A 25,910-nucleotide genomic window follows, 5' to 3' on the forward strand; every position below is an offset into this window, starting at 1 on the left:
GGCGCTAGCCCCTGTTTTTGTTTGGATCAAACAAATACTTGACGCATGTACGTTCGTACAGTATTGTAAAGGTTATGGCTAACGATATTGATTATTTAGGCAAGCTTCAAGACTATTACGCAGATCAAAAGATCTTGCCGTCTTATGCTGCAATCGCGCAATTATTAGGCTTTAAGTCTAAGAATGCAGTGACCGCATTGGTGGCAAGACTCAAGCTGCAAAATTTTATTGAGTCAGCAACCGATGGCAGACTAAAGCCTGGTCGTCGTTTCTTTGAGCGTGTGCTTGCTGAAAGCACTGTGCAGGCTGGCTTTGCAACCGCGGCATTGAGCGACAGAAGCGATAGTTTAAGTATTGATGATTATTTGATTGAGCGGCCATCCGATACAGTACTCATTACCGTCAAGGGCGATTCGATGATTGATGCTGGCATTTATCAAGATGATGTTGTCATCATTGAGAAAAAGCAGGCGGCTAATATTGGCGACATTGTGGTGGCGATTGTCGATAATGAGTTCACGCTTAAAACGTTAGGTCGCGAAGGTAAAGAGTTCGTGCTTTACCCTGCCAACAAGGCCTATCCAACCATTCGCCCACAAGGCCAGTTAGAAATTTTTGGTGTGGTGGTCGGACAATTTAGAAAATACTAAAACTGTCCTGACTGATACATCATTTCTTTCGATGTATCGCGGTACCCCGCTTGGATTAATAATGCGGCTTCAATATATCGACTCACTTTGCTCCTCAATGCGGGCAGTGCATCTAGTTCAAAAAAGTGATGAGGAAATTTATGCGCTAACCAAGCGTATAAACTGATGTCTTTACCCAAATCTTCAGCTTCTTCTAGATGTTTAGGGCTGTTTGAACTTAACCAACTGACATCATTTGGTAATGCCTTCTTTTGGTTATTCACTACACAATCTAAACAACTTAAAAAATAATCGCGCTCACGTGCTTTATCCCATCCAACTGGCGCGCAAGTTAACAAAAACTTGTCTTTAAGATTCAGGGTTGGGGCATATTCGTCGACCAACAAAGCAAGTTGCGTTTGCGTCTGAAGGGGGGCAATCTCAAACAAATCACTCTCAATACGAATGCGCTCAGCAAAGTATGCGAGCACTTCACTTATTTTATGGCTATGCAGTGTGTTGGCAATTTCAGATAAATGCGGGAAGCTCGGGGAGATCGGTAGTTTTTTCAAATCGGCCACATCTGATGTGGTCAGCATATGTTCTAAATGGATTAACTCATCATCTTCAAAAGCGCTGATATAGCCAATATCATAAATACCAAAGCGACCCGCACGCCCTCCAATTTGACGCACTTCCGTTGCATTAATCCGGCGGCTTGCTACGCCATCAAATTTATCAATGCAAGAAAAAATGACACGCCGAATGGGTAAGTTAAGGCCCATCCCAATAGCATCTGTGGCAACAAGGATGTCAGCCTCTCCCTCGCAAAAACGCTTGGATTCGGTACGGCGTACTTCAGGAGACAGCGCGCCATAAATAGAAGCAACGCCATAACCCCATTGTCTAAATCTTGCGCTTAAGGTGAGCACATCTTTGCGAGAAAAGGCGATGACTGCGTCGCCCTTTTGTAACTTTCCTTTAAGGTTTGCGCGCTTGTATTTTTGACCGCTCAGCCCCTGTTGCTCAAGCAGCAGGGGAGTTTTTCGTTCAAGATGTGTCACATCAAATTGCTCCCCAAGCGCTTTGATCGCCCTGAGACATGGTTCAGTGACACTATTTGCACCGCACACATACACATCTTTCGCAGGGGCGCCGATGAGGGCAGTCGTCCATGCATATCCCCGCGACTCATCTTGTAACATTTGTATTTCATCAATAATGGCTACGTCTACCGCTTGATTCGTGTTCATCATTTCGACAGTACACGCGGTATGTTTTGCACCTGGAATGAGTTGGCGCTCTTCTCCTGTAATCAAGTTGCAAGGCACGCCTGCCTCCATGAGCCTATCTCTAATCTCCATGGCTAATAATCGAAGGGGAGCAAGGTAAACGCCAGATTCAGCTTTCTGAAGTTTGATGAGTGCTTCATAGGTTTTTCCAGAGTTGGTTGGCCCCAAATGAAAATGGATACGACGATTTAAACTTCGTGCTAATTTGAAACTATTGGGGAGCGCATGCAGTGCAAGCGTGCTGGTGAGTTGTTTATGCATTCTCAAGCCAAGCTAATTCTTGTTCGGTAAACCCGGCAGCAAGCCTTGCTTGATGGTTAAAAGGTTTGCGGGGTGTTGGTGCTTCATATTGCTTGGCAAGCTGGGCGTAGGTGTTGATTGGTTCTAAATGACGTGACTGACACAGCCAATTAAACCAGAAGTTTCCGATCGCCACATGTCCGATTTCATCACGAAGGATGATATCTAAAATTTCGGCCGCTTCCATGTCACCAACCTGGGCCAGCTTCGCACGAAGGGCAGGTGAGGCATCTAAACCACGAGCCTCCATGGTGCGAGGGACTAAAGCGATGCGCGCTAAGAGATCATTTGAAGTGCGTGTCGCCATCTCCCACAAGCTATTATGGGCAGGAAAATCCCCATAGATATACCCAAGTTTTACAAGATGTTGGTTGAGCAAAGTGAAGTGATACGCCTCTTCAGCCGCCACTTTCAGCCAATCGCTGTAATATTGCTCGGGCATCTCCGCAAAACGCCAAATAGCATCGAGAGCTAAATTAATCGCATTAAACTCAATATGTGCAAGTGCATGAATCATGACTGCACGCCCCTCAGTAGTGCGCATGTTCCGACGAGCAACGTCTTTGGGCGAGACTAAATGGGGTTTGTTTGGTAAGCCAGGAATATGATCAGACGCATTAATCACACTGGTGGCGTCCAATGAACAGCACCCTGATGACCATGCCTCGGTTAATTGCGCTACTTTTTGTGTTTTCTTTAAAAAATCTGTCTCAGCCAGACAATTAAGTGCTTGTGCACGCAGCTCCATCTTGTCAAACCCCTAGATCAGCTTGGCAATTAACAATTCGGATTTGATATAGGCATAAAGAATGGGGGCAATTAATACGCCTGTAATCCCAAACAATGTTTCCATTACCAGCAGCGCTAATAGCAATTCCCAAGCGGCAGCATTTATTTTGCTCCCGACGATTTTGGCGTTGATGAAGTATTCTAGTTTATGGATAGCCACTAAAAACACTAAAGCTGCAATTGCTACTTTGAATGAAACACCAATACTGATCACCGTAATAATGATATTGGAAATGAGGTTGCCGATCACTGGCAACAGCCCAGCAACAAAAGTCACGACGACAAGGGTTTTGTTGTAAGGCAAATTCACCCCAAATAGTGGCAATATAATCAGTAGGAAAATGCCCGTCAGCAAGGTATTAATTGCAGAGATTTTAATTTGGGCAAATACAATATTTTCAAAAGCCTTACCAAATAGCTGGATCCGTTCACGAAGGGCTTTTGCCAAGGGGTGCGCTTTAGCAATCTCTGAAAAAGAATGAATGGAGACCATTAATGCGATCACAAGCGCGATTAAAATATGGGCAAATGTATGTAGGCTCTCTTTGCCAGCAACCCCCAGCTCACGGGTATGCTCTTTAATGATGTCGCTGACAGAGCTATTTAATGACTGCATGCTTTCTGGAAGATAACTTAATAGCGTGGGCGGTAAGTCATCCTTAATATCATTGACGCTTTCCCCAAGCTTCGCAGCAAGCCCTGCTAAATTTTGCTCATTACCAAGGGTGTTGGATAGAAACATCACTGCGCTGGCTGTTGCGCCAATAATCGAGGCGGTAATTAAAAAGACGGCAAAAATACGCGCAAATTGATCAGGCATGATGAAGGTCAACTTATCGCCAAGTCTTTTGGCAAGCAAAAAGATCAACATGCCAATTAACAGCGTCGGGGCCATGTGGAAAATTAAGACCAAACTAATGAGGGCTGATATCGCAATAAAGCTAATGATTTTGATGTTATTCATGGCGAGGTATTGGCTAATGAAAATTCATTATACTTAATTTAAGCACTTTGATTGTTATTTGGCGGGGATCGGTTGAGATGCCGATTTTGATTAATGACATCCCATCCCTAAGTTACCGCGTTCCGTCTTTTTGTCCAAATCGCAAATACAGCATCGGTAATAAAATCAGGGTTAATAAAGTCGAAGTCACTAATCCCCCAATCACAACAATCGCAAGCGGGCGTTGGATTTCAGAACCTGGGCCGCTTGCAAATAACAATGGAACTAACCCAAATGCAGCAATGCTGGCGGTCATCAGTACCGGTCTCAATCGACGTTTGGCACCTTCGACGACAACTTGGACTAGCGCCATACCTTCATTGGCAAGTTGGTTAAAGTAACTCACCATTACTACGCCATTGAGCACGGCAATTCCCAGAAGCGCGATGAAGCCAACCGAGGCTGGCACAGATAAATATTCGCCAGAAATCCACAGTGCAAATACGCCGCCTATCATCGCAAACGGAATGTTTGAGAGAATCAGCACCGCTTGGCGGATAGAGTTAAACGTCGTATAAAGCAGTAAGAAAATCAAGCCCAATGCAATCGGTACTACAATTGCTAAGCGTTGTGCTGCACGTTGTTGATTTTCAAATTGACCACCCCAAAGCAAATGATAGCCTTCGCCTAATTTCACTTCGGCATTCACCCGTTTTTTGGCTTCTTCCACAAAGCCTACCAAGTCACGTTCACGCACGTTCACGGTGACCACCACCATGCGGGCAGCGCGTTCACGGTCAATTTTGACTGGGCCGTCGGTGCGTACAAGCTTGGCAATGGTTGAGAGAGGCACGCTCACGCCAGAAGGCAAAGTGAGGCGAATATTAGCGAACTCAGCAGGTGAAAATCGTAAAGACTCTTCGCCTCTTAAAAGTAGGGGCGTGCGACGCTGACCTTCTTGTACGATACCCAAGACTTTGCCTTCAACGTGCGCGCGTAAAATATCTTCAATTTGCGTGATATCAAATCCCAGCCTTCCCGCCGCCATTCGATCTATCTCCACGCGCAAATATTGCACACCACTATTTTGAGGCGTGTAGACATCCTGACTTCCTTTGATCGTTTCAAGAATGCTTTTGATTTGTTGTACGTGTTGATTGAGCACTTCTAAATCGCTCCCAAATACTTTAATCGCCAAGTCACCACGCACGCCTAAAATCATTTCATTGACCCGCATATCGATCGGCTGAGTAAAGCTGTAAGCGACCCCTGGCAAGTCTTGCATCACCACACGAAGATGATCAATCAGATCATTTTTATTGGATGATCGCCAAGTATCACGGGGATGAAGAATCAAAAAATGATCAGTTTGATTGAGTCCCATTGGGTCGAGACCAAGTTCATCCGAACCCACTCTTGAGACGATTTCTTTCACCTCGGGAACACGACTTAAAATTGCTTGCTGAATTTTTCCATCGATTAACACACTTTGATTGAGATTGATGGACGGTAACTTTTCAGTCCCAATAATGATGTCACCTTCATCCATGGTGGGCATAAATATTTTACCGATTTGGGTATAAATAATGCCAGTCGCTAATAAGCCTATCAGCGCACCTATAAAAACTGTTCGACTATGCTTGAGTGCCCATTGCAAAGCAGGTTCGTAAAGCTTCAACGCTTTTTGTACAAGCCAAGGCTCCTCGTGCTTGATTTTTCCTAACAGCAAAGAAGCGAGCACTGGAATGGCAGTCAGCGATAAAAAGAGTGAGCCAGCAAGTGCGAAAACAATGGTCAGAGCAACTGGACTAAACAACTTTCCTTCTAAACCTTGTAAGGTTAATAATGGTATAAATACCGTGATGATAATTAAGATGCCTGCAGTCACTGGAACAGCGACCTCTTTGACCGCATACGTGATAATTTCTAGACGAGAGGCACGTTGCAAATCACTATTTTTTTGATTTAAATGACCATCCAAAAACTTAGGCTGATGCTCATTTTTAGCGAGGTGGGCCGTAATATTCTCTACAACGACGACTGCAGCATCCACCAGCATACCAATCGCAATAGAGAGGCCGCCCAAGCTCATTAAATTGGCCGACAAGTCAAAGTAACGCATAAGAATAAAGGTGACTAAGGCTGCGAGTGGCAGGGCCAGCGCTACCGCGAGAGCAGCGCGTAAATTGCCCAAGAATAAAATCAGCAGGATCACAACAAGCACAATCGCTTCAAGTAGTGCTTTAGACACCCCACTGATTGCGCGGTCTACTAAACTTCCACGGTTATAAAAAACTTTTGTGGTAACGCCTTTGGGGAGCGTAAGTTGAATTTCTGCTAAGCGATCACGCACATTGTCAACGACCTGTCTTGCATTCGCGCCGCGCAAACCAAGCACCAAGCCCTCAACGGTTTCCCCTTTACCGTTTTTGCTGACGGCACCATATCGGGTTAATGCGCCAATTTTAACGCTCGCGACATCGCTAATTCTAATCGGATTGCCAGCATAAGCTTTAATCACGGTATTTCGTACATCGTCTAAATTGTTAAAACGTCCTTCAGCACGAACAATTAATGACTCTTCACCTTCGTTTAATCGGCCAGCCCCATCGTTGCGATTATTACGCTCGAGTGCTTGTTGTAAATCATCGTGTGTGATCCCGCGAGCTGACATTCTGGCTAGGTCTGGTGTGATTTCAAAACTACGCACTAATCCGCCCAAAGCGTTGACATCAGCCACCCCTGGCACACTTCGTAATTGCGGACGAATGACCCAGTCTAGCAAGCTTCGACGTTCATCAAGTGATAAGTGATCTCCTTCGATCGTGAACATAAACATTTCCCCAAGCGGGGTGGTCATGGGTGCAATGCCGCCAGTAATCTCCGCAGGCAAATTGCCCCATACATTATTGAGCCGCTCCGACACCTGCTGACGTGCCCAATAAATATCGGTGCCATCGGCAAAGTCGATGGTGATGTCCGTTAGTCCAAACTTTGCAATTGAACGCAGCATCGTTTGCTTGGGTAAGCCCAGCATTTCCACCTCCACCGGCGCTGTAATACGTGCTTCCATTTCCTCTGGCGTGAGCCCTGGAGATTTGATAATGATTTCAACTTGGGTGTTAGACACGTCAGGAAACGCATCAATTGGCAAGTTTTGAACTGAATAAAGGCCACCACCGACTAGACCAACAATGAAGAGCATCACAACGAGTCGGCCTTTCATGGAGGCTTGAATAATTGAATTTAACATCACTCGTCTCCGCCAATGCCCTGCATTTTTGCTTTCAGCGCTGCGGTGCCAGAGACGACTAAATGCTCATTGCCTATGAAATCACCAGAAATAAAAGCTTGATTGCCGTTGTTGTTGAGTACTTTAATTGAACGGGCTTCAAAGCCCTTTTTTGTTTGAACAAAAACAAGTGTTTGATTGCTATGTTTGGCATCGTTAATTTGCACAATCGCGCGTTTTGATATGCTAAAGCTTGAGGATTTCTGATTGATTGGTTGAGCAATTTCTGCCTCAACTAACTGTCCGGGTGCTAAAGCAGATGTGCCATTTGTGATCAATATTCTCACCAAAGCGGTTTGATCTAATTTGTTGACGTTGGGCACGATGGCGATCACTTTTCCGCTGGCCTCTGTGTTAGAAACGCTAACGCGCATCCCAACTTGCATGCCGTTCAGTAGTTGTGAAGGAACACGCATTTCTAACCAAAGCGGTGAGAGTTTAGCAATGCGGTAAATCGGCATAGCGCTATCAACACGTTGCCCAGCGGTCACCATTTGCTCAAGTACCATGCCATCAATCGGCGCACTCAAGGTGATGCCATTCGTGTAATTACCGTGAGTCTCTAGACTTTTAATGGCTTGCGAACTCATGCCAGATAATTTGAGTGCCTGTCGGCGCTGAGCGAGTAATGCATTGACTTCAGCATGGGTGCTCTGTGTGCTGAGGTAGCGACGTTCAGCAATAATGCCATCCTTGTATAGTTCTGCATCTCGATTAAGGGATTGTTGCGCAAGGCGATGTTGGGAAAGTGCTTGCAGGTGATCTCGTTGCAATGCAACTAAATCGGGACTGCTGAGATGGGCAAGCGCTTGCCCTTGTTTAACGCGCTGACCCGTCGCGACAAACATTTGATCAATCAGACCAGACTGCGGCGCGCTAATCAAACGTGCTTGATCGACCGGCACCACAATCTCACCTGGTAAATGCTGGCTGCTCGCATTTTGGTTGGCGACGATCGGGGCGGTTGCTATCCCTAACGTTTTTATTTGTGATGGGGTAATGTGGATTATTTCGCTAGCGTTGGCAATATTCAAGCATATCGATAGCAGGATTGTGGCCGTAAAAAAGCACGTATTTTTGATAGGGGTAGACATAGTATTTCCAGATTTTTTTGGTTGGCTCATGGCATTTCTCCGGCAGCTTGATTGTAATGCGCGGTATCCCATTGCAATTGAATTTGACGTTGTTTCATCGCTCGCTCTGCTTCATAAGCTGAGGCTTGCACACGTAAAAGATTCACTAAATCGGTCTCGCCTAGGGCAAAGGCTTTTTTGGCAAGGCGTAAACTCTCTTGTGCATTGGCATGTTGTTTTGTTGTGATCTCAAGCTCTGACTTTGTCACATTTAAATTATGTTCAGCTTCATGGAATGCTGCCTCCAAGGCATAACGTAAATGCTGAGCGTCGGCCTGATTTTTTGCATAGTTCATTTCAGCGATCGCCATTAACGGTGCGCTTTGTGCTTCCGTTTCAAAAGGAATTCTTAGCCTCAAACCAATTGTTTCGTTAATTTGATTATCAAAGGCACCACGCTGCGTTCTAGCACTAATGGAAACCGTTGGGTTTGAACGACGCTCGACTTTAATTAAACTTCTCTCATCGTCAGCGACTAATATTTTCTTTGAGGCATCCCTCAGGGCGGGATGGTTGTCATCAAGTATTGTTTTGGACTGCTGCTCAGAAAAATATTCAGGGAGTGTGTTGAGTCCTGTCAGTAGTTTGTATCGATATTGCGCATGTTTAATTTCTGCTTGTGCACGCAGTAAAAAAGTCTCCGCTTGATAGGCATCGTTTTGTGCCAGCATACGATCTGTTTTTGCTAAGTCCCCAGCCTTTACCCGTTTTTCAACGTCAGACAGAAGTTCCAGTGAAGTCACATGACGACTTTTTGCAAGTGTTGCTTGATGGGTCACCATCGCAATGTCCCAGAGTGCATTGCGAACCATGCCAGCCACTTGAAGATTAAGCGTTGCTTTTGTATCGACAAATCCAAGGGCGGCATCACGAGCAAGGGCTTCACGGGCGGCTCTTTGACCTGGCAGCCATATCGGCAATTCAAGTTCACTTTCCCATTCGCGCTCCCCTCGATTCGAGGTTGCAGCGTCGTTTCGGTTCAGTAGGCCTATCGCCGGTGTTGCAGGAAGAAGCCCACTCGCTCTTTTATACTTTGCTTCGATTTCAATTTTTTTGGCCGCCAATAAAGCGCTATCTGGATAACGCACAATGGTTTTCTCGACTAAGTCGTGTAGGCTAAGTTGAGCGCTTATTTGCAAATCATGGTCGTGTTCATCTGACTCAGCAAAGGCTGGCGTATTGAACAACAAACAATATAAAGCCCATAGTAAAAACCATGGATGCATCAGTTCAAACTTCGGAAACATAAAATCACTCCTATTAATACGAACGCCAAGCATCTAGATGCTTGGCTAAAACGGCAACGCCGCCTAGGGATTAATAGTGTGATGGTGGTGCGCGAGGCGGGGAGGTGCGTTTGAAGTGTGGCTTAACAACAGGGGCCGAAGATGGCGCGTAGAAGCGCCTAACGTAAACTAAGTAAAGACTCAGTGCGCTCAATACAAATAAAAATGGGATCAGGGATTCAAATTCAAACTTTTCATTCACCCCTGTCAATACACCAACACTTTGCTCGGAAAGTACTTCGTTGTGGATGGTGGCTGTTTGAAAATCTTGCTTCGCAGCAGATTCGATTTCATCTAAATGAATATGGATGCCAGGGGTATTTTCTACAGCGCCAATCCCAAATACATGGGCGTGCAAAAATGGCGAGATAAGCTGTAAAGCAACTAGCCAAAATATGAAAAACTGAATGTGTCGTTTTTTATTCAAAATGCATACAAATATAATCATTGTTTTAACTACTTCAAAAGTTATTATAGGGCGAGATGATAGATAAAAGAAAGTGATTGCTTGAGGGTTTGTACAATTAGTTTTTAACTGTTTCTCATGTGTAGTTGATAAAAATAATAATTTTGTTGAAGTTTTTCTTTATCTAACGCGCTTTCCAAGCAAATCCGATTTATAATTTCGGCTCTGTCGGTTTGGGCAATCCAGATCGCATCCATTAAACAACTCCAAAAGAGAAGAAAATGACCACCAAAAATGCTGATATTGGCCTCGTTGGCCTTGCTGTGATGGGGCAAAATCTTGCCCTCAATATTGCCGATCATGGCTACACCATTGCGGTTTACAACCGTGACCCGAAAAAAATGGTGAATTTTATTGAAGAGTGTAAGAAAAATGAGCCCTCACATGAAAATGTGGTTGGTCATGCGGATTTAGCTTCTTTCGTGTTGAGCATTAAGCGTCCACGTAAGATTGTATTGTTAGTAAAAGCAGGTAGTGCAACAGATGTCACCATCAATGCGTTGCTTCCATTCTTAGAGCAAGGTGACATCATTATTGATGGCGGTAATGCTTTATGGACAGACACGATTCGTCGTGAAAAAGAATTAGCCGCCAAGGGCATTGAATTTATCGGCTCAGGCGTTTCTGGTGGCGAAACGGGGGCACGTTTCGGTCCAAGCTTGATGCCATCTGGCACACGCAAAGCATGGGCGAGCTTAGAGCCAATCTGGCGCGATATTGCCGCTAAAGTTGACCCAAAAACTGGTGTGCCACTTGAAGGCGGCGCACCAGGTAAGCCAGTTGAAGGCGGTTTCTCTTGTGCTGAATACATCGGCCCAGATGGCGCGGGCCATTATGTGAAGATGGTGCATAACGGTATTGAATATATCGATATGCAATTGATTTGCGAAGCTTACTGGCTGATGAAGAATTTGCTCGGCATGACTGCTGGCGAAATCGGTAAGATCTTTGAAGACTGGAACAAGGGTGAATTATCAAGCTTCCTGATTGAAATCACTGGCGATATTCTGCAACAAAAAGACCCAATGGGTAAGGGTTTCTTAGTTGATATGGTGATGGACGCTGCAGGTCAAAAAGGCACAGGTCAGTGGACTGCAGCCAATGCGCTTGAGTTAGGTGCGCCAGCGAATGCGATTGCAGCAGCGGTATATGCACGCGCACTTTCAAGCTTGAAAGAGGAGCGTGTTGAAGCAAGCAAGATTCTTAAAGGCCCAGTGATCAAAACGGAAGCGGATAAGAAAGAAATTATTGAAGCGATTAAAAACGCTTTGTATTGCTCAAAAATCTGCGCTTACGCACAAGGCTTCCAATTGATTGATAAGGCACAAGTGGCTTATAACTGGAAATTGAACTTCGGTGAAATCGCTCAAATCTGGCGTGGTGGTTGTATCATTCGCGCTCGTTTCTTACAAAAAATCACGGATGCTTATGCGCTTGATTCACGTTTGAAAAACTTGATGCTCGATCCATACTTCACGCAAGCAATGAACGACGGTCAAGCTGGTTGGCGTAAAGTGATTGCCCTAGCAGTGACCAACGGTATTCCTGCTCAAGGTTTCTGCGCAGCGCTTTCATACTATGATGGCTACCGCAGTGCAGTGCTACCAGCTAACTTGCTGCAAGCACAGCGCGATTACTTCGGTGCGCACACCTATGAGCGTGTTGATCAGCCACGTGGTCAGTTCTACCACTTGGATTGGCCAGAAGCAGGTCGTCCACAGTACGAGATTTAAGCGATGTTTTAGTTTGTCATTGAGACGTCATGTCTCAATGACAAACTAGCTTAAAACGAAAAAGGCACAGTATCCTGTGCCTTTTTTATTGCCTGCTTTTTGTCACTCAATGAAGGTCACTTCATTAAGCTTCTCAATGAACGCGCTCACGGGCTTACAAAAGCCTTCAAGCCAATCGCTCGAATTTTATTAGCAACGCCTTCTAGCCATTCTGGCAAAAGCCGCGTCAGTCTTGGAGCTTCAGCTTGCATGGATGGCCTGGCTAGGCCATACAAATGTACGCCTTGAATGACATCTTTCACCTCAGCCAGGAGCGCAATGTAGGCATCTACTTCGATCTCTGTTGGAGGCTTACCATCAATCGCAACCATGCAAGTTTGCACAAAGGTTGGACAAGCGTCAGCGCAAGCTTTGATGCGCTTAATCACGCTAGCAATGTTGATATTCACATCATTAATCTTTGCAACACCTTCAGCGGTGCCAGCATCTGCCTTGAACCAAACTTCACCATTGATTTTTGCCAGATGACGCATGCTTTCAAGCACATGCGGTTTATCCATTAAGCTACCGTTGGTAATTAAACGTACTTTTATCGGATGCGCCAAGCCAGGATTCAGCAAATCAAATTCGTTCAACAGCTTTTCAACAATGCCAAGGACCGCTGGAAATTCTTTTGCACTGGTGGGTTCGCCGTTGCCTGCAAATGCAATGTCTTGAGTCTGGCGATCGCCTTCCGCAACATAGCGCAACATAAAATCGCCATGCACGATGTACTTTAAAAAATCACGAAGCTCTTTTTCGAGCAATTCAAGATTAATGGGGGGCGGTGTGCCGCGTGTAAGATTGGGGACTTGGCAATAGACACATCGCCAATTACACGCATTGTTGATATTCAGATTGATGCCGATTGAGACACCGCCAGCACGACGTGAAACCACCGGGTAAATATAGGTTAAGCCGGTGACATCTCTATTGTGATCTTCGACGGTAAGGTATTGGTCATCAGACATTTTAAATACCATTTCGGAAAAAATTCTGAGTTGAAAAGGATTTCCAACTAACCTGACTAGGCTTGAAACTGAGTGGTGGTGATGGGGGGACTCGAACCCTCGACCTATGGATTATGAATCCATCGCTCTAACCAGCTGAGCTACATCACCATCCTATTACCTTGCAATTAAGCAAGCTCGCCATTTTATGGGTTTGGCGAGCCCTTGTCAAAAACTACTCTACTTTTTTGGAATAAAAAAAGTAATTACTTATTTGAGCGCCGCGAAAATCTGATCGCGGATGGTATTCATCTCGCCAAGACCCGGCACAAACACGTGCTTAGGCGCACCAGTTGCACCACTTTTAGCCCAGCTTACGTAGTAATCCACTAAAGGTTTTGTTTGGCTATGGTAAACCTCTAGGCGTTTTAATACCGTTGCTTCGTGGTCATCTTCTCGTTGTACTAAGTCTTCACCAGTCACATCATCTTTGCCAGCCACTTTAGGTGGGTTAAATTTAACGTGATAAGTACGGCCGCTCGCTGGATGTGAACGACGACCGCTCATGCGTTCTACAATAGCCTCATCAGGGACATCGATTTCAACCACGTAATCAATATCGACACCCGCAGCTTTCATCGCTTCCGCTTGAGGGATGGTGCGTGGAAAGCCATCAAATAAAAAGCCATTGGCGCAATCTGCTTCTTTGATGCGTTCAGATACCAAACCGATAATCACGGCATCCGGCACCAAGCCGCCGCTATCCATATAGCTTTTTGCTTCCAAACCCAATTGCGTGCCTGCTTTAACAGCCGCACGCAACATATCACCCGTTGAGATTTGTGGGATGTTAAATTTTTCTTTAATGAATGTGGCTTGAGTGCCTTTGCCTGCGCCAGGTGCGCCTAGCAGAATTACACGCATGTTTATCTCCTGATGGTGTGGGTTGTTTGCATAAAGGGGTGAAATTATATCAGGCTAGAAAGTTAGCAATCGACACAAATTGTTCGACCGATAAATTTTCTGCTCGAAGTCCAGAGTCGATACCAACAGCATTAAAGCCGGCATCATCTAAATACTCTTTAAGTGTATTGCGTAAAGTTTTGCGACGTTGACCAAAAGCGGCTGTCACAATTTTGCCAAATAATGCTTCATTTTTAGCTGGGAAGGGGAGAGCTTGATGCGGTACACATCTCACAAAAGCCGACTCCACTTTAGGGGCTGGGTCAAAGGCTTCTGGCGGTACCGTGATTAAATAATCCATCTTGAGTCGATATTGCAGCATCACCGAAAGTCTGCCGTATTCCGATGTTGAAGGAGCAGCTACCATGCGCTCAACGACTTCTTTTTGCAGCATAAAGTGCATATCGATAATGCTGCTGACGTTCTCTAGTAAGTGAAACAGAATTGGCGTAGAGATGTTGTAAGGCAAGTTGCCGGTGACGCGAATTTTGTGATCAGGGCTGAGTGTCGCAAGTTCTGCAAAATTAAATTTGAGTGCATCAGAATTATGAATGGTCAGTTTGTCTTTGGGATAAAAGCTTTCCATCCAAGCAATAATGTCTCGGTCAATTTCAACCACATGTAAATGGTTTAGTTTTTTAAGCAGTGGCTGTGTTAGCGCGCCAAGGCCTGGTCCAATCTCTACCAATAAGTCATCTAATTTTGGGGAGATGGCTTCCACTAAGCTATAAATTACGCCTTGATCGGTCAGGAAGTTTTGGCCGAAGCGTTTTTTGGCAATATGTTTCATGCGGCTTGATTGTTTTTTGTGTGAGCCAACTCAATGGCAAGGTTAATGGCAGCAAGTAGGCTGCCAATTTCGATGTTACCTTTACCAGCCAAATCTAAAGCTGTGCCATGATCCACTGATGTGCGAATGATAGGCAAGCCAAGTGTGACGTTGACGCCCTCACCAAAGCTTGCGTGCTTCAGTACAGCCAATCCTTGGTCGTGATACATCGCTAAAAATGCATCAGTGTGCGCGATGTTTTTTTGTGAAAACATCGTGTCTGCTGGCATTGGACCAACTAAGTTCATGCCTTCAGCACGAAGATTTTCTAGCACAGGGGTAATGGTTTTGATTTCTTCCTCGCCCAAGTAGCCACCTTCGCCCGCGTGCGGATTGAGTCCAGCCACCATGATGGTAGGGGCTGTGATGCCAAATTTTTGAACGAGATAGGCATATAAAATGCGAATGGTATTGGTTAAACTCTCTGCCGTAATCGCTGCACTCACTTGAGTCAACGGCAAATGCGTGGTGGCAAGCGCGACACGCATCTCTCCACCAACGAGCATCATCACAACTTGTGGCGTATTGGTTTCTTCAGCTAAATATTCAGTATGGCCAGTAAAAGCAATACCTGCCTCATTGATAATGCCTTTGTGAACAGGTGCTGTCACCATCGCATCAAAGTGGTTCTGCTGGCACCCTTGAAGCGCGGTAGATAGCGTATCGAGAACATAAGCGCTATTGGCTTTATTTAAAATACCTGGAATCACAGGCTGGGCTGTGGCTTGATGCAAAACGGTTATCATTCCATTGCCAACATGAAAAGATGGCGCTTGGTCAGCTTGGTAGTTTTGAACGCCCAAGTGGATGTTGAGTGCTTTAGCGCGAGCTAACAAAGCTTCCTGGTCGGCAATCACTACGATGTTGGCGGCAATGGCTTGATGTGCCAACATGGCGCATAAATCTAAACCTATGCCTGCTGGTTCTCCAGCGGTAATAACGATGCGAGGTAAAATCTTTGCCACGTTGAGGTTTGACGCTTAGTACTTATCTTCGAGTCTTAATTCAACAAAGGCGCGGTCGCGGAGTTCGCGCACCCAGTCTTGATAAGCTTCGTCAGATTTTCTGGCACGAATCTCTTGTCTGGCTTTGATGCGGGCAGCCTCTTTGGACATGTCTTGATTGCGTCGTTCCAGAACTTGGATAACGTGCAAGCCGAATTGCGTTTTGATGATGTTGCTAATTTCACCAAGCGCTAATACGTTCATAGTTTTTTCAAACTCGGGCACCGTATCCCCAGGATTCACCCAAGACAAGTCGCCACCACTTTTCGCTGAGCCATCATCCGAGTATTGGCGAGCTAAATCTTCAAATTTTTCTCCGTTATCTAGACGCTCTTTAATGCTTGCCATTCGGGTAAGTGCGTCTTTTTCAGAGACAATTTCACTGAATTTGATGAGGATATGGCGGACATGCGTCTGATTAACCACAAGGGGCGATGAACCGCCGCGACGATTGGTGACCTTGAGAATATGAAAGCCATTTGGACTGCGAAGGATTTGACTCATCTCGCCAGCTTTCAGTGGTTTGAGTGCTTCAAGAAATAACGCTGGAATCTGCGCGCCATTTTTCCAGCCAAGACTGCCGCCTTCGAGGGCGTTCGGGGCATCAGAGAAGCCTGCTGAGATTTTTGCGAAGTCTTTTCCTGATTGCAGTTGCGCTAGCGCATCTTCTGCTTTTGCGCGAAGTTTTTTCAAATCCTCTGGGGCGGTATCTTCGGCCGCACGAATTAAGATATGGGCAATTTCATACTCGTCTGAGGTGTTTGAGGCTGACTGGAGTGAAATGAAACTGTCAATTTCAGATTCTGTAATATTAATGCGGTTGTCAACTTCACGTTCGCGCAAGCGGGCTAGGGTAATTTCGTTTCGGATGTCTTCACGAAATTTTCGGTATTGAATACCATCGTCGAGTAAAGCTTTTTTAAATGCGGGGATGTCCATTTTATTTTGCCCAGCAATACGTTCGATGGTTTTATCTAACTGGTTGTCATCAATGCGCAGGCCAGTTTGGCTGGCAAATTGCAACTGCAATCTATCTGTAATCATCCGCTCAAGAATCTGCTTTTCGAGAATTGTTGGTGGTGGAAGTTCTGTACCTTGTTTTTCTAATTGGGCAGTCACGCTTTTAATGCGGTCAGCTAACTCTTTTTCTGTTATCACTACTTGATCAACAATAGCAACGATGCGATCCATTTTGACGATTTCAGTTTTTTTGTCCGACTCAGCGTGCACTACTGACGTCAGCAAAACCAGACCAATCAAAAGGGCGAATGACTGTTTTAATTTAATGATTTTTTGCATTTTACTCATTGTATAGTTGTCGATAATTATCAGGGAGAAGGCCACTGCTCTTGTAGCCAGGAATATTTCGATTAATCAATTGTAGCGGATTTGAACCGATCGATGCGATTCCGCCAAGCTCTAATTGGAAAAACATCGCAAAGTTAGCATCGGCTGTTGCGGTTTGTACGCGCTGAACAACGAATCGAGATTGCCAACAGCCTGCATCATACTCAATCCCTGCAAGGCCTTCGATCATTGAGCCTTCACGAATGGAGTAGTTTGCCCGCGCCAAACCATAGTAGCCTCGGCCCAGGGGCCATTGTGTTGAGGCGTTAATTTGCTCTAGATTGTTTTGTGTAAAACGATAACTTAAGTTGAGCACTTTGCCGGGTTCCGGATTGTATCTTGTGCCGATATTGCCCTTCACTGTCTCGCCTGTGTTGTTGTTATATTGCCAAGCAGCGTCAATATTCCATTTATTCACGAGCCTTGCAGTTGCTGCGGCCACAATGTCGGAGCTAGCTCCAAAGCGTAAAACTTCGTTAGGCAAACCTACCTTTTGGTCTTCAAAATAAAAGCGTTGTCCAATGGATGTCGCAAATCGTTGTTCGCCGGTATTGGCATCAATGAGGCGCGAACTTAAAGACATACTCATCTGGTTGGCGTTATTAATACGATCGCCACCGGTGTATTGATTTTCAATAAACATTGTTCCCATGTTGAGGTCGGCAATGCCGGTATCAAACACAGGCAGGCGTGATTGATCTTGGTATGGAATGTAAACATAGAAAAGCCTTGGTTCCAATGTTTGCGTGTAGTTTCTGCTGACAATTCGCGTGTCACGCTCAAAGAATAATCCACTATCTAAGCTCACAATCGGCAAGGTACGGTCAGCCGTTTTATCATAGGCGGATGCCGATAAAGGATCGATGCTATCCAAGCTGTAGCTTGTGTAATTAATTCCAATTTTTGGCGTGATATAACCATAAGGCCTGACCATGGGGATGCTAATGCTTGGGTAAGTGCTAAAGCGGGTACCAGCCTTCACGGCTCGGCTTGAACTTGGGTCAGATTCAAAGCGCGTTAACTGGTTTTGTATGCGACTTGTGCCCCAATCCCAATCTTTGGACCCATTAAGTGTCATCTGAGGCATGCGTTGGTATGGATATGAAATTTTATCGAGTGTTTGGTACTTTTGTGCCAAGGCACCAAATTGCCAAACGTCGCCAGCGTAATTGATATTAGCTTGTTGGAGTAAGTTGACTTTACTGGTGGTAATAATGTGAGTGGATAGATCTGAAAAATATTGATCGTCGGAGACTTTTTGTGCATCAATGCCAGCTGTCCATCCATCGCCAAAATTATGCTGATGTTTAATTTTTGCAAAATAACGCTGATTATTCGTGATGTCGTCCGAAGGCAAATACTCAGCCGCTAGAATACCGGCATAGTTTTCTTCCAAGTAACGAAGCTCACCTTGCCCCTGAAGGCCTCGCTTACTCAAATAGCGACTGGCAATGGTGGCATCCATGTTGGGTGAAATGTTCCAATAAAAAGGTGTTAATACCTCAAAGCCACTCTTTGTGGTGGTGCCCCATGTGGGCGCTAGTAATCCTGATTTTCGTTGATTGGCATATGGGAAATTAATCCAAGGCGTATACAAAATAGGCACGCCTTTAAATTCAACAGTGGCATTCGTAGCAACGGCTGTTTTGGTTTCGTCATTAATTTTAAGCTGACCTGATTTGATATACCAATCGTCAGAGCCGACTTCGCAAGTGGTGTAGCGAGATTTAAGCAATCGCTTCTTGGAGTCGCCCTCGAAAAATAGCATTTCGGCATCGCCGCGTGAGCTTACTTTTTTCGCTTCAGTATTGTCTGTATTTTCTAGACCTAGGACTGGCTTAGTTTCTCCATTGACTGGCATCATGTTGCGATCGACCACACCAGATAAAAGATCATTATTCAAGCCTGGATTTTGCCCGTAAAGTTTGTCTCCCAAAGCCCCTAAAGGAGAAATCTTGATGAGTGGTTTGTACATAAAGAAAGAGGCGTTAGGCATCTCGCCAGTATTGTCATCAATATTGAGATGAAATGACGGACCTTTGACCAGGCTGTCTGGCCCTTCCATAGAGGCGTGCCCAGCTGAGTGCGTAGCGTGATTTTGTGAGTCAAACTCAATCCGGTCGCCAAGAATGACGTTGGAGCCTGTTTTTAGAGATGCATTACCCAAAGAAGTCATGGTTCTATCAAGCTGAACTTCTAGTCGATCCCCCTCGATAATTACTCCACCGTTGGCAAGCATCTCGTTTTCGGCATCTGCTTGTTTTTTAAATGTGAGTGGATCAATTTCAGCAATATCAGTTGTTTTGTTGAGTACGTCAAAATTGTTGATGCTTTTACTCATGCGTAACTTGATGCGCAAATCCACTTTTGGAATGGAGGCTTGCTTTTCGCTATCAGAGGGAGCTGTGATGGGTAGCATCACTTGGTCAAGTTTTAGCGCAATTGGATTATCGTTATTCGTGTTGTTTTCAGTCAGCTTGGCATCCTCGGCACAAGCGAGTTCAGGCCTCAAGATGGCGAGCATTGCAGTAAAAATAAATGAGATAAATTTCAATATTAGTATTCGCGGATATTAAAGTGAGCGCGGGTTTCTTTTTGGGTGATAAAATCGCACAGCAAATAGAGTTTCAAACACGTTTTTCATCATCTTCGTATGATAGCTTAAAGATGTGTTTTTTTAGCTTTTTTGAACAATAAAAATGCCTGTTTAAGCGTTTTTAGCCCTAAATAATTATGTTGATGGATATCTAAATTGGAACGATTGCAGCAGTTAAACGCATGGTTGGCCGTAGTCTTGAAAAACGCTCCCTATCAAATTGAGCCTGCCTCCGCAGACGCCAGCTTTAGGCGTTATTTTAGGGTAACGATCAATGAGCTTACTTACATCGCGATGGATGCCCCGCCACCTCAAGAGGATTGCACCCCATTCGTGCATGTGGCAAAAGTGTTTGCGGACGCTGGATTGAATGTGCCCAAAGTCATTGCGCAAGATATTTCGCATGGGTTTTTATTGCTCTCCGATTTAGGCAATACGACTTTTTTAAGCGCGCTTCAAGCGCCAAATGGCCTAGAAGTCGCGGCTGATTTATATCGAGATGCGAGTAATGCTTTGGTGACTATGCAGCTAGCAAGTAAGCCGAATGTTTTTCCAGCGTATGACGAAGCACTGCTGACTCGTGAGATGGAGTTATTTCCAGATTGGTATTTGACTAAGCATTTGAATGTCACGCTGACTGGTGCGCAGCAACAAACTATGAAAAAAACTTTTGATTTGCTGAATGCCAACATCTTGGCGCAATCAAAAGTTTATGTGCATCGTGATTATCATTCACGTAATTTGATGGTGCAAAGTGGCTCTCATGATTTGGGCATTTTGGATTTCCAGGATGCGGTATATGGGCCAATTACTTACGATTTGGTGTCATTGCTCAAAGATGCCTATATAAGCTGGGAAGAAGACCAGGTGTTAGATTGGGTAGTCCGCTATTGGCAGTCTGCAAGGAAAGCGGGTTTGCCTGTGCCAGAAGATGTAGCAGATTTTTACCGTGATTTTGAATGGATGGGCGCGCAGCGCCATATCAAAGTGCTTGGCATCTTTGCAAGACTTTACCATCGCGATGGTAAAGACGGCTATTTGAAAGATATGCCGTTGGTGATGGATTATCTGCGCCGTGTTTGCGACCGCTATATTGAATTAAAACCGATGCTCCGTTTGCTCGATCAGTTAGCTGGCGTTGAGCTAAAAGCCGGTTACACGTTCTAATGAAAGCCATGATTTTAGCGGCCGGGCGAGGGGAGCGAATGCGCCCATTGACTGACCATACCCCCAAGCCGCTTTTGCTGGTGGGAGGCAAGCCGCTGATTGTTTGGCATTTAGAGCGTTTATCAACGCTTGGTTTTAAAGATGTTGTGATTAATCACGCATATCTTGGTGAGCAGATTGAACAAGCCTTAGGAAATGGCAGTGTTTGGGGGCTCAATATTCAATATAGCCCAGAAAGCATTGCCTTAGAAACAGCCGGCGGAATTGCAAATGCCCTGCCTTTGTTGGGAGACACGCCATTTTTGGTAGTCAATGGCGATGTGTTTACTGACATTCATTTTGATCGTTTGAGCCTCTCGTCACCTAACTTGGCGCACTTGGTGATGGTGGATAATCCACCACAGCATCCGCATGGGGATTTTGCAGTCAGCTCTGGCAAAGTGGCTGAAGCGGGTGCACGGAAACTGACATTTTCTGGTGTTGGGGTTTACCATCCAACATTATTTGTTGGTATTCAGCGAGGCCAGCCCGCAAAATTAGCACCTTTGTTAAAGGCTGCCATGTCAAACGGGCTGGTGAGTGGTGAGTATTACCAAGGCGTTTGGCATGACATAGGAACACCTGAACGACTTCATCAGCTCGACGAGCTGATCAATTTTTCATCATTATAATTTGATAGGTAGGAGATTTCTGATGGCATTGCCGCAATTGTCTTGGGACATGAATTTTTTAAAAAACAATCCAGTATTTCAGGATAGACATTACGGCATTCCCGAGGAAGTAAAAGCCATCCACTATCCAATTCGGTTGGTGAGATATTGGTTTATGTATCATTTTTTACGAAATCAATCTAAGCAAGTCGCTGTCATGGATGTTTGCGAGATTGGCGTAGATGTCGGGCAAATGTTGGGATTTGTTAAAGGTGCCGCAGCGAATGGTGGAGAGCAAGTCGAGTTTGCAAGTTGGGACGCAGTGGACGTGATTGTCCAAAAGGAATTGCTAATTAAAGCTGGCTATGGCCAGTTTTATGAAGTGAACCTAGAGAGTCCTGAGTTTAGCTTGAGTGATAAAACCTATGATGCAATGATTTTGTTGCACGTCCTTGAACACCTTTTTGAGCCTGAGGTGCTAGTCAAAAAGCTGATGAAGAATCTAAAGCCGGGCGGCATTATGATCGGTGGATTTCCTTCATTGCCGAAATGTCTTGAGGCCAAGCGAGAAGCAAAAATTCGACCAAGCGCTAAAAAATATGGACATGTCAGCGTGTTTTCTCCAGCGCGCGTAAGAAATATGGCGGCAGAGAGTGGCTTGCAAGTAGAGCTGTTGTCGGGCGCTTTCTTCATGCGTAAAAAAGGCTTTTTCCTAGAAAATTATCAATGGTGGTTCAAGTTTAATTTATGGTTTGGAGGCATGTTTCCTTCTTGGCCGGGTGAAACTTATTGGGTGCTTCGTAAGCCCAAGTAGTTCTATTATAGAAAAGTCTTTAAATAATGAAACATTGTATTCAGGAAGCTGCGCTCAGACGCCAAAGGTTAATTAAGTTGATGGGCGAAGGAGTTGCAGTCATCCCAACTTCCCATGAGCTGATTCGCAATCGTGACAGTCATTATCCCTTCCGTTTTGATAGTTACTTTTATTATCTTTCTGCATTTAAAGAGCCTGAGTCGGTGTTGTTTGTTGTTGCTGGCGCCAACCCAAAAACAATCCTTTTTTGCCGTGACAAAGATATGGAGCGAGAAATTTGGGATGGATTCCGTTACGGCCCCACTGCGGCGGTGACTGAGTTCGGCATTGATGAAGCTTATTCTATTCAACAGCTTGATGAAATGGCGCCTAAACTGCTTGCCAATCAATCTAAGCTTTTTTATAACTTGGGCGCAGATGCCGCTTGGGATGGCCGTGTGACCGCTTGGATGAACGCCCTGCGCTCTCAAGCGCGAACTGGGCTTAGCGCCCCCGATGCGGTAGTAGATGTTCGCAAACACCTTGATGAAATGCGTTTACATAAATCACAGTACGAAATCGACACCATGCGTCAGTCGGCCAATATTGCGGCGGCGGCGCATCAACGCGCTATGCAGTTCACTAAGCCGGGCATGATGGAATATCAAGTTGAGGCAGAGTTCTTGCATGAGTTCTATCGAAGCGGTGCACAAGCCCCCGCTTATACCAGTATTGTGGCTGGTGGGGCTAATGCTTGCACTTTGCATTACAACGCGAACAATGCGAAGTTGAATCATGGAGATTTGCTATTAATTGATGCAGGTTGCGAATTAGATGGATATGCCTCAGACATTACACGTACTTTTCCAGTCAGCGGCCAATTCAGTGCAGCACAAAAAGATTTGTACGAATTGGTATTGGCCTCGCAAGCGGCTGCGATTTCAAAAGTTTCGCCAATGAACCATTGGAACGCTCCTCACGAGGCGGCATTGGATGTGCTCATTCGAGGGTTTATTGATTTTGGTTTGTGTAAAGGCAGCGCTGAAGAGGTGCTGGAAACGGGAAGCTATCGTCAGTTTTATATGCATCGCACAGGGCATTGGCTCGGCTTGGATGTCCATGATGCCGGTGAATATAAAGATAAGCTGGGAAGCTGGAAAATGCTAGCACCAGGAATGACCTTAACCGTTGAGCCAGGATGTTATGTTCGGCCAGCAGACAATGTTCCAGAGCACTTTTGGAATATTGGCATCCGCATTGAGGATGACGTTGTTGTGACCGAAGGTGGTTGCGAAGTGATGACGCACGCCGCGCCGAAAACGGTGGCTGAGATTGAGGATTTGATGCGTCATGACTGAACCAGTTGTCATCGTCGGTGGAGGTCCGGTAGGTGCAACACTCGCATTGACCTTACAGCACAAAGGTATTGCAGTGACGATGTTGGAAGCACGCGCTGAGGGCGCGGCTTACCAAGACCAACGTGCATTAGCGCTTTCTTATGGCAGTCGTACTATTTTGGAAAAGTTAGGCGTATGGGAAAAACTAGAGCGCCAAGCGACTGCGATTAATACGATTCATATTTCACAACGTGGTAGCTTTGGACGTAGTTTACTTAAAGCACAGGATCATGATTTGCCTGCGCTGGGTTATGTGCTTTCTTATGGAGTCCTTGCACGAGCCTTGGATGAGGCGCTCGCAGAGTTTACTGGGGTCACCATTATTGCTGAAGCAGAGGCTACTCACATTGATCCTGGCTTGGAAAAAGCGGCGGTTGCATTTAATCATCAAGGTCAGTCACACCTCTTAAACTCGTCCTTACTTGTCCTTGCTGACGGTGGTCGAAGTTTAGGTGATATCGCTGGTATACAGCGCGAAACTAAAATGTACGGTCATGATGCCTTAGTCACCAAGGTGAAATGTGAGTTGCCTCATCACAATATTGCTTATGAGCGTTTCACGCCCATGGGCCCGGTGGCATTACTGCCGAATGGTGAAGATTTTTCCTTGGTATGGACTGGAAAGCAAGCCGAGGTGGCAAAGGTGATGGCGCTGGAAGATGCCGATTTTTTAAGCCAATTGCATCAACATTTTGGCGACCGTGTTGGTCACTTTTTAAGTGTTGGAAAGCGCCTGACTTTCCCGCTCAAACTTTCCCAGCTCAATCCAGTGACCGCACCGCATCTAGTCGTGATTGGTAATGCAGCTCAAACGATGCACCCTGTTGCAGGACAAGGCTTTAATGTTGGCTTGCGAGATGCCTGTGAGTTAGCACAATTAATTGCTGCAACAGAGCCCATCTCTTGGGGTCAAGATGCCATGATGCGGGCCTATCAACGTAGCCGCAAGACTGACACGCAGCGTGGTTTGATGTTTACTGACTTTTTAGTCAACTTGTTTTCCAATGATCTTGTGGGTGTTTCTGGTTTGCGCGGCATGAGTTTAGGCATGCTTCATTTGTTAAAGCCGGTGAAATCCCGCTTGGTAAGAAAAATGAGCTTTGGAAGTCGCGGTTAAATGCAATCGACAATCAAGCAATACGATGTTGTGATTGTAGGTGCTTCGCTAGTGGGCGCCTCTGCTGCGGTTGCTCTTTCCAAACAAGGCCTCCGTGTTGCATTGGTCGACAAAAAAACACCGATTCCATCTGCAATCAAGGCTGAAGCTTGGGATAGTCGTATTTATGCAATTAGTCCAGGTAATGCAGAGTGGCTAAAAGCGCTTGGTGTTTGGCATCACATGGATGCTAGGAGAGTGACGCCCATCGAGGCGATGCATATTTGGGGAGATACAAACCCTGACCCATTAGCCTTTAACGCAGAAGAGGCTTTTACCAATAACATAGGCTACATCTTGGAAAGCAATGCCCTGCAACAAGCCATTTGGGATGAACTCAAGACCTTGGAAGTTGATGTCTTCATTGGAGAGGGTGCGTCCCTTGATTTGAGCGATCAGGAGGCACATTTAGCGCTGATTGATGGCACGCAACTCAGTGCTAAATTATTGGTTGGCGCCGATGGCGGTAGCTCTTGGGTGCGAGAAAATGCAGGCTTGAGTCAACATAAAACATTTTACGAGCATGTGGGTGTCGTCGCCAATTTTGAAGTGACTTTGCCGCATCAAAATATTGCAAGGCAATGGTTTGTCGAGGATGGCATTTTGGCTTGGTTGCCACTTGCGGGTAATAAAATTTCAATGGTGTTTTCTACTAAGCACTCAGAGAAGTTGATGGCGTTAACTCCAGAGGGATTGGCTGAATTTATTGAACAAACGGGTGGCCATGTGTTGGGAAAAATGCGTGTGATTACCCCGGCGCAGGCATTTCCGTTAATCAAGCAGAAGGCGAGTGCCTTAATTGCTAATCGCTTGGCTTTAGTGGGTGACGCGGCGCATCAAGTGCACCCCATGGCAGGGCAAGGTGTTAATTTGGGCTTTCGTGATGCGATTGAGTTGGCTCAAGTGCTTGCTGACCGTAATCCATTCGCCGATATTGGCGATCAGTTTGTATTGCGCCGTTATGAACGCGCTAGAAAAGCGGATGTGTTGTCGATGCAAAGCCTAACTCATGGTTTGTATGGTGCTTTTGATAGCAAGCAAGCCTTAGTGAGAGTTGCGCGCAATTGGGGTTTAAGCTTGCCCAATAAGCATCCCATACTCAAACGCGCTTTGATGAAGCAGGCATTAATTTAAAACTTTTAAAAACACGACTAGA

The 25,910-nt window shown here is 45.5% G+C and carries 21 protein-coding genes and 1 tRNA gene; 8 read left to right on the forward strand and 14 right to left on the reverse strand.

Annotated elements, in window-relative coordinates; translation table 11 throughout:
- Positions 1-74 precede the first annotated feature (74 nt).
- Complete coding sequence (locus tag BN1209_RS02085; protein WP_045750736.1) at positions 75-650, forward strand: LexA family protein; 576 nt, start codon at positions 75-77, stop codon at positions 648-650.
- Here the strand turns inward: BN1209_RS02085 and BN1209_RS02090 are convergent.
- The 7 genes from BN1209_RS02090 to BN1209_RS02120 all read right to left on the reverse strand — a co-directional run bounded on the left by BN1209_RS02090 (position 647) and on the right by BN1209_RS02120 (position 10,091).
- Positions 647-2,182, reverse strand: a complete 1,536-nt coding sequence (locus tag BN1209_RS02090) for a helicase-related protein (RefSeq protein ID WP_045750737.1) — start codon at positions 2,180-2,182, stop codon at positions 647-649. The two genes, BN1209_RS02085 and BN1209_RS02090, sit on opposite strands and share 4 nt — an antisense overlap.
- Positions 2,175-2,969: a ferritin-like domain-containing protein gene (locus tag BN1209_RS09090; protein ID WP_045750738.1), complete on the reverse strand. Its 795-nt coding sequence runs from the start codon at positions 2,967-2,969 to the stop codon at positions 2,175-2,177. Before BN1209_RS09090 ends, BN1209_RS02090 begins: the two co-directional genes overlap by 8 nt.
- 12 nt (positions 2,970-2,981) lie before the next feature.
- Positions 2,982-3,974, reverse strand: coding sequence for an AI-2E family transporter (locus tag BN1209_RS09095; RefSeq protein WP_045750739.1), 993 nt, complete (start codon positions 3,972-3,974; stop codon positions 2,982-2,984).
- A gap of 112 nt (positions 3,975-4,086) precedes the next feature.
- A complete protein-coding gene (locus tag BN1209_RS02105) occupies positions 4,087-7,206 on the reverse strand; it encodes an efflux RND transporter permease subunit (protein WP_045750740.1) in 3,120 nt (1,039 codons plus the stop codon).
- Positions 7,206-8,339, reverse strand: a complete 1,134-nt coding sequence (locus BN1209_RS02110; RefSeq protein ID WP_045751906.1) for an efflux RND transporter periplasmic adaptor subunit — start codon at positions 8,337-8,339, stop codon at positions 7,206-7,208. Before BN1209_RS02110 ends, BN1209_RS02105 begins: the two co-directional genes overlap by 1 nt.
- A gap of 26 nt (positions 8,340-8,365) precedes the next feature.
- Positions 8,366-9,625 carry a TolC family protein gene (locus BN1209_RS02115; RefSeq protein ID WP_052661076.1) on the reverse strand — a complete coding sequence of 420 codons (1,260 nt, stop codon included), beginning with the start codon at positions 9,623-9,625 and terminating at the stop codon, positions 8,366-8,368.
- Between the two features lie 70 nt (positions 9,626-9,695).
- Positions 9,696-10,091 carry a hypothetical protein gene (locus BN1209_RS02120; protein WP_144402529.1) on the reverse strand — a complete coding sequence of 132 codons (396 nt, stop codon included), beginning with the start codon at positions 10,089-10,091 and terminating at the stop codon, positions 9,696-9,698.
- 260 nt (positions 10,092-10,351) lie between these two features.
- Here BN1209_RS02120 and gndA point away from each other — a divergent pair, with 260 nt between their 5' ends.
- Positions 10,352-11,863: an NADP-dependent phosphogluconate dehydrogenase gene (gndA, locus tag BN1209_RS02125; protein ID WP_045750742.1), complete on the forward strand. Its 1,512-nt coding sequence runs from the start codon at positions 10,352-10,354 to the stop codon at positions 11,861-11,863.
- Positions 11,864-12,009: 146 nt separating this feature from the next.
- On the opposite strand, the gene BN1209_RS02130 is transcribed toward gndA, so the two are convergent.
- The 7 genes from BN1209_RS02130 to BN1209_RS02160 all read right to left on the reverse strand — a co-directional run bounded on the left by BN1209_RS02130 (position 12,010) and on the right by BN1209_RS02160 (position 19,234).
- Positions 12,010-12,873 carry a radical SAM protein gene (locus BN1209_RS02130; RefSeq protein WP_045750743.1) on the reverse strand — a complete coding sequence of 288 codons (864 nt, stop codon included), beginning with the start codon at positions 12,871-12,873 and terminating at the stop codon, positions 12,010-12,012.
- Positions 12,874-12,946: 73 nt separating this feature from the next.
- Positions 12,947-13,023, reverse strand: a tRNA-Met gene (locus tag BN1209_RS02135).
- A 99-nt stretch (positions 13,024-13,122) separates the two neighbouring features.
- Positions 13,123-13,776 (reverse strand): adenylate kinase, encoded by a 654-nt coding sequence (adk, locus tag BN1209_RS02140; protein WP_045750744.1) that lies wholly within the window; start codon positions 13,774-13,776, stop codon positions 13,123-13,125.
- A 49-nt stretch (positions 13,777-13,825) separates the two neighbouring features.
- Complete coding sequence (gene rsmA / locus BN1209_RS02145) at positions 13,826-14,605, reverse strand: 16S rRNA (adenine(1518)-N(6)/adenine(1519)-N(6))-dimethyltransferase RsmA (protein WP_045750745.1); 780 nt, start codon at positions 14,603-14,605, stop codon at positions 13,826-13,828.
- On the reverse strand, positions 14,602-15,609 hold the full coding sequence (pdxA, locus tag BN1209_RS02150) for a 4-hydroxythreonine-4-phosphate dehydrogenase PdxA (protein ID WP_045750746.1): 1,008 nt from the start codon (positions 15,607-15,609) through the stop codon (positions 14,602-14,604). The genes rsmA and pdxA overlap by 4 nt, the downstream gene beginning before the upstream one ends.
- Positions 15,610-15,624: 15 nt before the next feature.
- The gene (locus BN1209_RS02155) at positions 15,625-16,947 is read right to left on the reverse strand and encodes a peptidylprolyl isomerase (protein ID WP_082048367.1); all 1,323 of its coding nucleotides are present in this window, start codon (positions 16,945-16,947) and stop codon (positions 15,625-15,627) included.
- A 1-nt stretch (position 16,948) separates the two neighbouring features.
- On the reverse strand, positions 16,949-19,234 hold the full coding sequence (locus BN1209_RS02160) for an LPS-assembly protein LptD (RefSeq protein WP_045751909.1): 2,286 nt from the start codon (positions 19,232-19,234) through the stop codon (positions 16,949-16,951).
- A gap of 513 nt (positions 19,235-19,747) precedes the next feature.
- Between BN1209_RS02160 and BN1209_RS02165 the strand changes: the two genes are divergently transcribed.
- The 6 genes from BN1209_RS02165 (at position 19,748) to BN1209_RS02190 (ending at position 25,888) form a co-directional block, all read left to right on the forward strand.
- The gene (locus BN1209_RS02165) at positions 19,748-20,758 is read left to right on the forward strand and encodes an aminoglycoside phosphotransferase family protein (RefSeq protein WP_045750747.1); all 1,011 of its coding nucleotides are present in this window, start codon (positions 19,748-19,750) and stop codon (positions 20,756-20,758) included.
- Positions 20,758-21,429, forward strand: a complete 672-nt coding sequence (gene murU / locus BN1209_RS02170) for an N-acetylmuramate alpha-1-phosphate uridylyltransferase MurU (protein WP_045750748.1) — start codon at positions 20,758-20,760, stop codon at positions 21,427-21,429. The genes BN1209_RS02165 and murU overlap by 1 nt, the downstream gene beginning before the upstream one ends.
- A 22-nt stretch (positions 21,430-21,451) precedes the next feature.
- Positions 21,452-22,222, forward strand: coding sequence for a class I SAM-dependent methyltransferase (locus tag BN1209_RS02175; RefSeq protein WP_045750749.1), 771 nt, complete (start codon positions 21,452-21,454; stop codon positions 22,220-22,222).
- A gap of 80 nt (positions 22,223-22,302) precedes the next feature.
- Positions 22,303-23,559: an aminopeptidase P N-terminal domain-containing protein gene (locus tag BN1209_RS02180; protein ID WP_231855144.1), complete on the forward strand. Its 1,257-nt coding sequence runs from the start codon at positions 22,303-22,305 to the stop codon at positions 23,557-23,559.
- Positions 23,552-24,715 (forward strand): FAD-dependent monooxygenase, encoded by a 1,164-nt coding sequence (locus BN1209_RS02185; RefSeq protein WP_045750751.1) that lies wholly within the window; start codon positions 23,552-23,554, stop codon positions 24,713-24,715. Before BN1209_RS02180 ends, BN1209_RS02185 begins: the two co-directional genes overlap by 8 nt.
- Positions 24,716-25,888 (forward strand): UbiH/UbiF family hydroxylase, encoded by a 1,173-nt coding sequence (locus BN1209_RS02190; protein ID WP_045750752.1) that lies wholly within the window; start codon positions 24,716-24,718, stop codon positions 25,886-25,888. It begins immediately after the preceding gene.
- Positions 25,889-25,910 lie beyond the last annotated feature (22 nt).

Source organism: Candidatus Methylopumilus turicensis (genome assembly GCF_000953015.1).
Lineage (GTDB): Bacteria > Pseudomonadota > Gammaproteobacteria > Burkholderiales > Methylophilaceae > Methylopumilus_A > Methylopumilus_A turicensis.